The 8,652-nt window shown below is 57.9% G+C and carries 8 protein-coding genes; 2 read left to right on the top strand and 6 right to left on the bottom strand.

Annotation, left to right across the window (positions count from 1 at the left end):
- A partial coding sequence (locus M6F29_RS02390; RefSeq protein ID WP_298157162.1) for a TonB-dependent receptor plug domain-containing protein occupies window positions 1-749 on the bottom strand: 749 nt, incomplete at its 3' end.
- A gap of 202 nt (window positions 750-951) precedes the next feature.
- On the opposite strand from M6F29_RS02390, the gene M6F29_RS02385 reads away from it, so the two are divergent.
- Both M6F29_RS02385 and M6F29_RS02380 read left to right on the top strand, forming a co-directional pair.
- A complete protein-coding gene (locus M6F29_RS02385; protein ID WP_297480231.1) occupies window positions 952-1,485 on the top strand; it encodes an ion channel in 534 nt (177 codons plus the stop codon).
- A 14-nt stretch (window positions 1,486-1,499) separates the two neighbouring features.
- Window positions 1,500-2,438, top strand: coding sequence for an HPP family protein (locus M6F29_RS02380; RefSeq protein WP_297496299.1), 939 nt, complete (start codon window positions 1,500-1,502; stop codon window positions 2,436-2,438).
- A gap of 4 nt (window positions 2,439-2,442) precedes the next feature.
- Here the strand turns inward: M6F29_RS02380 and M6F29_RS02375 are convergent, their stop codons facing one another.
- The 5 genes from M6F29_RS02375 to M6F29_RS02355 form a co-directional block, all read right to left on the bottom strand.
- Complete coding sequence (locus M6F29_RS02375) at window positions 2,443-3,225, bottom strand: endo alpha-1,4 polygalactosaminidase (protein WP_298157156.1); 783 nt, start codon at window positions 3,223-3,225, stop codon at window positions 2,443-2,445.
- Between the two features lie 62 nt (window positions 3,226-3,287).
- Window positions 3,288-4,688, bottom strand: a complete 1,401-nt coding sequence (gene pelG / locus M6F29_RS02370) for an exopolysaccharide Pel transporter PelG (RefSeq protein WP_297486466.1) — start codon at window positions 4,686-4,688, stop codon at window positions 3,288-3,290.
- 6 nt (window positions 4,689-4,694) lie between these two features.
- Window positions 4,695-6,251, bottom strand: coding sequence for a GT4 family glycosyltransferase PelF (pelF, locus tag M6F29_RS02365; protein WP_298157153.1), 1,557 nt, complete (start codon window positions 6,249-6,251; stop codon window positions 4,695-4,697).
- Window positions 6,248-7,249, bottom strand: a complete 1,002-nt coding sequence (locus tag M6F29_RS02360; RefSeq protein ID WP_298157150.1) for a hypothetical protein — start codon at window positions 7,247-7,249, stop codon at window positions 6,248-6,250. Before M6F29_RS02360 ends, pelF begins: the two co-directional genes overlap by 4 nt.
- Window positions 7,246-8,640, bottom strand: a complete 1,395-nt coding sequence (locus M6F29_RS02355) for a PelD GGDEF domain-containing protein (protein WP_298157147.1) — start codon at window positions 8,638-8,640, stop codon at window positions 7,246-7,248. The genes M6F29_RS02360 and M6F29_RS02355 overlap by 4 nt, the downstream gene beginning before the upstream one ends.
- Window positions 8,641-8,652 lie beyond the last annotated feature (12 nt).

The following is an 8,652-nucleotide window of genomic DNA, read 5'->3' as shown; positions in this document are numbered from 1 at the left end:
GGTTTGATGAACTTGGCAAAGACGTTGCCCCGCCGTTCATTGCCGTTGGTCAGCGCCCCGTCGGTCTGGTAGTGGTTGTAATCGATGAACCCGCTGGCATCCCCGTAGTTCTGCATCACCCCCGTGTCATACTGGAATCCCACCAGACGGGAATTGAAACTGCCGATCTGGCTGCGCACCGTCGCGGTCGGGTCCCCCATCGGGTCGTTGGAACGCAGGGCGATGGTCCCCCCGTAGGTGGCATCCCCCACCGTACTGGCCCGCCCCGGCCCCCGGTCCACGGTGACTTCGCCCGTGTCCTGCCCCAGGAAGTAGGTATTCACATGGTGCGTGAAATCCGCGCCGTCCGCAAAGGGAATCCCATCAAAGGTGACGTTGTATTGCCCATCCTGAAAAGAACGCATGACGAGGCCAGCCTGATCGCTCCCGCCTGGTCCATTGGGGCTGACTGACCAGACCCCGGGCGCGATGGCGGCGTTGTCCACATAAGTGGATGCGCCGGTCTGGGTATTCTCGATGTAGTTGCGGTTGATGACGGACTGAGGTTCGGTGGCGGTCAGGGAACCCTGAGTGGGGGCGTTGGCCGAGGCCGATTCGGCGGGCGGGATGGCTTCGTTGCTGTTGCCCGCGCCGCTCGACACCGAGCCCAGATCATAAGCCCACAGGGTTCCCGGCAAGGCCGTCAGCATGGAGGCGTGAAACAGTCCTGAGATGAGCGGCTTCAGACGAAATTTCTTGTGCTTGTGCATGGCGCGTATTCCTGTCGGTAATGTGAATGGATCAGGGCTTTGCCCGTTGGTTATTTTCAGGGGGTATTTTCCCAGACCTTTGTGACAGGGTCGTGTCGTGTATATTGCAGTTTCATGAAACTTTTATGCATTTCTCCAGACCAATGGAGGTCGCAGCCATATCCCGTTATAATCCAGACTGAGCCCTTCCGGATTCTCCTCCATGGTCGCCCTGAATCCTGCCCCGATCATCGCCGATGTCCACCCTCTCCTGGAGATTGGGCTGGGGCTGTCCATGATCCTGCTCTGCATGCTCATTCACAGTTTCGGCATGTATCAGGTCATGCACCGCTTCGAAGTCCACTGGTGGCGTTTTGCCCGGGAAAACCATGAGATGCGCCGACAGGTCTACTTCTTCTATCTGGTCATCCTGATCCTGCTGACCCACCTGACGGAGATTCTTTCCCTGGCCCTGATCCTGCACTTCATGCAGGCTGTTCCAGATCTGCGTACCGCCTTCTACCTGGCTGGCGAAACCTATACGTCACTGGGAAATGGGGATGTGCTGTTACCCCTGGGGTGGCGCCAACTGGCCATGTTCATCACCATGTCCGGACTGCTGACCTTCGGTTGGACCACCGGGGTACTGGCCAACATCGTGGGTAAAACCTATGATGCCCAGTTTGCCTCGGTCCGTGACAAACCCACCTCCACCCCCCCTCCCTCCGGAAATAGTGAGGGCACGATTGAAGACTGAAGGGACGAACTGACATGGGAGAACTCCTGGCCCTGTGCTATATCGGCGGCATTGCGGAAGTCGCCCTGATCAGCGGGATTTCTCATGTGCTTTTTCCGGAGTTGGCGGCCCTGTCCTACGACATCTTCAAGCGGCCCCAGGGAAAATGGGCCAGCGCCCCCACCCTGCTGGTGCTGACCCCCTTTCTGGCGGCGGTGGTCGGTTTATGGCTGCAACACCAGTGGGGCTACGGCCCCCTGTCGCTGGGGCTGGGCATTTCGGCCGCCCTGTTCTTCATCAAGGTCCTTCGCTCTCCCATCGCACCCGCGATTTCTGCCGGCGTATTGCCCATTGCCCTGGATGATGGCAGTTGGTGGTATGCAGGGGCCGTCCTCTTCAGTACGTCCGTACTGGCAGTAGGATCGGTCCTGCGCCAACGGCTGCAAAAAAGCACCCACCACCCGCTCCCGCCCCCTTCGCGGGCTGACCGGATCGATGATGAAGTGGAATGTCCCGCTGCCCAGTACCGTTGGCTACCCTACTTCATCGTTTTTCTGGCCATCGCCATGGGTCTGGTGCTCTTTTCGGGCTGGCGCTTCATCCTCTACCCCCCCCTGGTGGTCATCGCCTATGAAATGTTTGCCCATGCCGACGTCTGCCCCTGGGCAAGAAAGCCCGTCCTGCTGGTCCTGGCCTGCCTGTTGACCGCTTCTGCGGGGCTGGGAATTTTTCTGCTGCTCGGTCATGGGCCCCTGGCCGTGATCCTGTCCATGGGGGCATCCATTACCCTGATCCGTTTTTTTGATTTGCATGCCCCCCCCGCCACGGCCGTGGGGCTGCTGCCCTTCGTCATCGACCACCCCGACTGGCGCTTCCCCCTGGCGATCACTCTGGGAACGGGGTTACTGTCCCTGATTTTTCGTCAGTACAAACTTCGACACAGTTCCCTGATCCATCCGCCCGGCCGGGGCTGACCGGTCAACGCAGGGTCGCCGGATTGACGATCTGGAGCAACCCGTCGGACACATAGGGAATCACCCCCGCCCGGCGCAGGACAGAAATATCCCGGGCAGCACAGTCGGTTTCCTGAGGATCACAGTAGTCGAGGACAATGACGGGCAAGCGATACTGGCGCCGGATGGTGTCGATCTGACTCAACAGCCACCGGGTATCCTGGGCAGAAACCGCATAATAGATTTTGTCTTTCTGGTTCCATCCCTGAAAGACGGACTCCACCACCACCGCATTGACCAGAGAATGAACCCTGGGCAACAATTCAAAGCCCCGGTTCAAGATGATCTGTGCCTGGGGAAATTTCCGGTGCAAGGTCTCGATCAAACGGACCAACCCGAGCTGTTGTCGTTCCTGTTCCCGAGGATCGGTCACCACCTTGCGCCAGGAATCCAGCGTGTCCAGAAAAAACCCCCGGTAACCCCGGTTCCACAAAGGGCGGACCACCTGCTCGGCAAAGTAGGCGGGCCATGCCGGCGAGGTCTGGTCAATGATTTCCGAATTCCAGTCGGGGTCGTCGCCCAGAATCCAGGATTTTGGAAAGAGGTCGTAATACCCCCGATTGGGGGTCACTTCGCCCACGCTGACATAGGCAACCCAACGGGCCCGACTGCGGGGATAATGTACCGGGGTAAAATCACTGTCGGGATCCACCACCACCAGATCGAAATCCGCCAGTTCCCGCACGGTGGGATGCTTGCCGTAATAGAAAGCCACCGTCAGCGGTCTCGCCAAAAGTTGCGGGCTCACACTCCACAATACCAGAAGAAACCAGACTCTCGCCCTGCCCCGCCGCCCCACAGACACTCCTTTCAATGATGGCTATAGACCAGGTCATCCTGATGAAGCATATAGGTTTCGTATTCCAGTTCAGAAAAATACTGTTCCAGGTAGAAGATTGCCATCAGGACCACCACAAAACTGGACATCGCAAACCCATAACCGTAGGTTTCCGGCCCCACCTTCAAGGTAACCCAGGTAAACAGCCCCGTCAATACCACAAACAGGACGGACAGGATCATGACCACCCGCTGACGATCGATGTACAGGAACACGTTGATCGCCACCAGAAAAAGCACCTGCAGGCTGGCGGAAATGGTATCGATCCGCAGAAGGGGCAGGTAATAGACCGAGATGCCCACAAGATGAAGCAGATCCTGCCCGAAAGCGAACACCAGCAACACCACGATGCCCTGAATCTTGAGTACCTCGTAGAGTCCCGTCCGGACCCCGCGCACCATCATGTTGCGCATGTTCTGAAGATGTTCATAGGTCCCCCCCGAACGTACGGCATCGTAAAAGGCATTGTAATATTCCACAAAATCCGTTTCGATGCGCAACAGAAAAAAGGCCATCCCGGGCAGAACCGCCAGATAGGACAAAAAGATCGGATAGTCATAGATGAACGAGGCGTGCAACGGCCCGATGACCGGTTGCCCCGTGAAGGGATAGTACCAGAACTGAATCTTGTGCAACCACTCGCCCAGATAGTAGCAAAGACCCACCACGCCCAGACGGGGATAATTGAACCTGCGGTCGAAGACCTGCCAGGAAATATACTTGTCCGAGCGAAAATTGCGGTAGATCAGGGCGTGCATCCCAAAAATCAGAAGGACATGGCCCAGGACGAAACTGCCGATCAGTCCATTCAATCCGAAGAGGGGAAACAGAAACCAGGCAAAAATCACCGCCGACCCATACCCCACCACGAACAGCAACAGAATCGCCCGGTACTGTTTGATCCCGGACAGAAAAATGATGCCACACCAGATGTTGCACAACAACACGAAAGCCATCAGCATCAGCAGACGATAGCCGGTGTCCATGCCAGCGAATGCCGTGAAACACAGGGTCAACCCCAGGATTCCGGCCACCAGGGTCACCACCACCAGCACCGCATGATAACTGGGCAGAACCATCCCGTTTTCGTTCCCGAACAGGCGGTCGGAAATGTAGCGGGTAAACATCAATTGCACCGCGCCCGTCAAAATCTGGCTGGCGGCAATCAGATAGGTCAGGGAAACCTGGAACTGAACGATGGGGAAATGGGTATGCGCCACCGACAAGCTGAACAGGCTGATCAACTGGATCGAGACCACGGACAGGATCAGCGGTCCGGAACCGATCAACCCCGCATAACTGTAGGCAGCCAGCGTACTGGTCAGATTGTCCTTGTGGAGGATTTTGCGTATTTCAAAGCCAATGCCAGCCATGGTCGATCATCCTTCCGCAAACACTTCGGTGGGCTTCTGCCACAAGGTGGCATAGAGTTGACGATAGTGGGCTTCCATGATCCGCGCATCGTAATAGCGGGTGACCCGTGCCACTGCAGCGGCCTGAGCCTTCTGCCAGGCCCCCGGCAGGGTCAGCAAATCGATCATGGCCTGGGCCATGGCCTCGGGGTCGGCAATGGGAACCACGGCCCCCGCCTTTCCCAACGCGCCATCTTCCCCCGCCGCGCCCTCCACCAACTCGCGACAGGCCCCCACATCCGTCACCACGACGGGAACGCCCGCCGCATAGGCTTCCAGGATCACCAGGGGCTGACCCTCGCTGATGGAACTCAAGGCCAGCAGACCAATTCGGGGATAGTAGCGATCCACCTGCTGATGTCCCAGGAAATGACATTGAACCTCCAGAATCCCCAGACTGGACGCAAAACTGCGGCATTCCTGGGCGTATTCCGGATCTTCCCCCTCGCCTCCAATGATCCAGCCCTGCAACTCGGGCACTCGGCGCGTCGCAATGAAAATGGCCCGGATGAAGGTCCGAATGTCCTTGATGGGGACCACCCGCCCGATCAGCGCAACCACCAGGGGGACAGATTCCGGACGCTGCGCCCGCAGTGCTGAAAAACGTTGCAAGTCTATGCCATTGGGGATGACCCGCGTCCGTTCCGCTGGCGCTCCGTCGTCGATCTGACGCCGCCGGTTCTGTTCAAACAGGGAGATGATCGAGGTCGATGCGGAATAGCACATCTGACCGATGGACTCGAAAAAACGTACCCACAGGTCCTGAAGATACCCGACCTGTGCGGAATCCTCCTCCAGAAAGCGCCGGTTGTCCCGCAACCAGGTACTTTGCAGCAGATCGATCTTGCGTTCCTTCGTATAGATTCCGTGCTCGGAGAGCAGCAGGGGTCGCCCTGTCCGGTAATGAAGCAGGGCCCCCAGAAATCCCGCATAGCCCGTGGAGACTGTGTGGTAGACCTGGGCGGGAATGATCTGGCGGCTGACGTTGACGATCTCCCAAATCGGCTTGTGCATCATGCGCACGGTCCAGAAGTAATCGGTAAAGGAGGGATCCGTGGAGTACCGCTCATAGTACTCGGTGATCATGTCCCAGGACATCTTGCCATACAGGAACTGCGTGTCATCCAGGGATTTCCCCCGTTCCATCAGGGGAAGGATCTGACGCAGGAGATGCCCGCTCAGGTCCGGGTGCAGGGGATCCCGCAGAGCCTGATGAAAGTGTTCCATTTTGTCGAAATCCCGGGGATTCCCCTGGCGTATTTTCCGTACCGCCTGTTTGGGCACGACATCGTGGATGAAAAACTCCTCGTAATAGACCACGTGGTCCGGCAAGCGATACACGGGATCCCCATAATCCTGGGGACTGCTCCCCATGAACACCAGCGCGAAGGACACATCGGGGTAGGCATTCAGAAGATGGCTGACCCAGGCCGAAACGCCGCCGGATACATAGGGATAAGTTCCCTCCAGCAAGAGGCAGACCTCCGCTGTCTCTGCTTTTCTCAAACGCCTCTTGTTCTTCATGGTAACCAATACCTCAGCAAAGGCTGGAGTTGGGGCATCCGCGCACTATTACGCAACCCCTTGAGCAACAGGGGAACCCGGTGCAGTTCCCCCTTCAGGAAGGCCACTTCGGCAAGCCAGGGCAACAGACGATCCTGAGGATAGTTCAATTGCTGCGCGCGCAGAAAATGGTTTTCTGCCGTCCCGTAATCCTGATGCAACAGCGCGCAACGCCCCAGCAGAAACCACATGCCCGCTTCCCCGGAAGACACGTCCAGCACCTGATGCGCAAAATGCGCGATCTGGGTCAGCGTATGCCGGCGCACCTCCCCCGTCACCAGATTCTGGTAGATCAGCTCCCAATACAATTCGGCCATGCGTATCCACAATTGAACGGGATGCTGTCCTGCCGGCAGGGCCGCCAGTTGATGATGGATCTCGTAGATCTGTTTCATCACCGCCTTTTCGGCCTCATCCATGGTTCCATAGGCCAACAGTCGCACCTCGTCGTTCGAGTCGGCCAGGAGGTCGGAAAGCATCTGGCCGGAGTAGCGCAGGGGCATGGAACGCAACGTCACCACCGCAGACAGTTTACTGGACAGGGGGGCATCGGCGGTGGTCAATTTGGCCAGCAGGCGGGAACCCACGCCATAGGTAATGCGGTTCAACAGGTGATGCTCGAATTCAGGCGCGTCGACGACACCCAGGTAACTGTGATCCGGGAGCGGTTTCAAAAACCGGTGAACGGCCATTTCGGTCAAAAAGAGCAGGGCGCCGGCTACCGGCAGAAACAGGCAGGTCAGAAAGACATGCAGCAGGGAAGTGCGCTTCGGGAGGGCAAAAAATGCAGGCCAGAGCGCCGCGTAAAAAAATGTCGTCAGCAGGGCCGCCCACCCTTGCCAGAAAAAGAAAGTCAGCAGGGGTCCCACGCCACCGGGCAGGGAGACCACCAGGGTATGGACAGCCATCCCCTGGGCCAGAATAGCCAGAAGCCCCAGGATGATCGTCACCGGGATCACGCGGCACGCACCTGATCGTAGATCATTTTCAGATCCCAGTCGGCATCCCGTTCCTTGACGGGCATCGAATAAAAACGGATTTCCGCCTCAGCCAGGGTTGCCTGGAAGGTTTGTTGCAAACCTGCCTCGATCCGGTTCATGTACCCTGCAACCCCGTCCTTTTCGGTCAACGGCATCAGGAACAAGGCAAATTGCCGTTCATCGTTCTGACCGGTCCAGAGCATGTCCAGCGAACGCAACTGACGAATCACCTGTTGAAACTGCAGATCCCCGGAACCGGAGCGCGGAAAACTCAGCGCCACCAGCGAGGAATCGATGTCATAGAGTTGCTTGAGATGGGAGATTCGCGCCAACTCGGCAGCAAATCCATAGGGACACTGAGGCAGGAGACGATGGACCTGACCGACCAGTTGATATTTTTCCAGGCCATCGCCGTAGTAGTCCAGCAATACCCGCATCAATTGCATGTTGTCGTGGTTGAGCGCCATGAAATGGATCTGATGAACCAGCAGGACCCCGATCAATTCGCCCGAGACCGGGATGATCGGCGCTGCCACGTAGTAGGACCCCAACTTCTCCGCATCCACCGCCTTGAGGTGGGACAGGGACTCACGCGCCAAACAATCCTTCAGAACGGGATCATCCCGGTTCAGGGGGATCGGCGTGCCCACCTCGGCATAGGACACATCCACCACCTGACCATTGGAAGCCACCGCATAAAGGGTGGCGGAACCCAATTGGCAAATCATCGCGATGAGGTCCAGTGCCGCCTGTGCCCCTCTGAAGGGAGAATGAAGCACTTCGGGGTCGGTGGACAGGGCCGTGATTTCGCGCATATGCTCCAGAGCACTGCGCAAGGTTGCCGGTCTCGTGAACAAATCGCGTTCCAGCCGATCGTGTGAAACCCGCAGGAGATAGTGGGCCGTGGTCAGGGACGCCAGATGATCGTTGAGGTACCCATTGATCCCGTTGGCCCGGACGGCCAGATTGGCCCAGACATCCCGGACATGACCGGCCAGAATCACCTGAACCAATCCGCCGGACATGAGCATCACCGGAAAACCCGGCGTCCCGTTGCCCTGATAACCCCGATACAGGAGTTCCCAGGCCAGGACGATCATCAACCCGGCCAGTACCCCCATCAGGGCACCATAACGCAACGCCAGGGCCGTGGCCACCAGCCAGACCCAGGGAAAGTCCAGCATGAGCAACAGCGGATCCTGCGGATCGATCAAATAAAATGCCCCGATGGCCGCGCCCATGTACCCCACGACCTCGATCACCGCCACCGGACGAATGGCCGTTTTTGCAAAGAAACGACTGTACAGCGTCACCCCTTCCAGGGCATCGCTGAAACGGGCTTTTTTGGCTGTCTGGATAGCGTTTTCCACGATCGTCCGAAC

Origin of the sequence: Ferrovum sp. (assembly GCF_027317285.1) — a bacterium.
Lineage (GTDB): Bacteria > Pseudomonadota > Gammaproteobacteria > Burkholderiales > Ferrovaceae > Ferrovum.
This window is presented reverse-complemented; position numbering and strand designations above follow the sequence as displayed.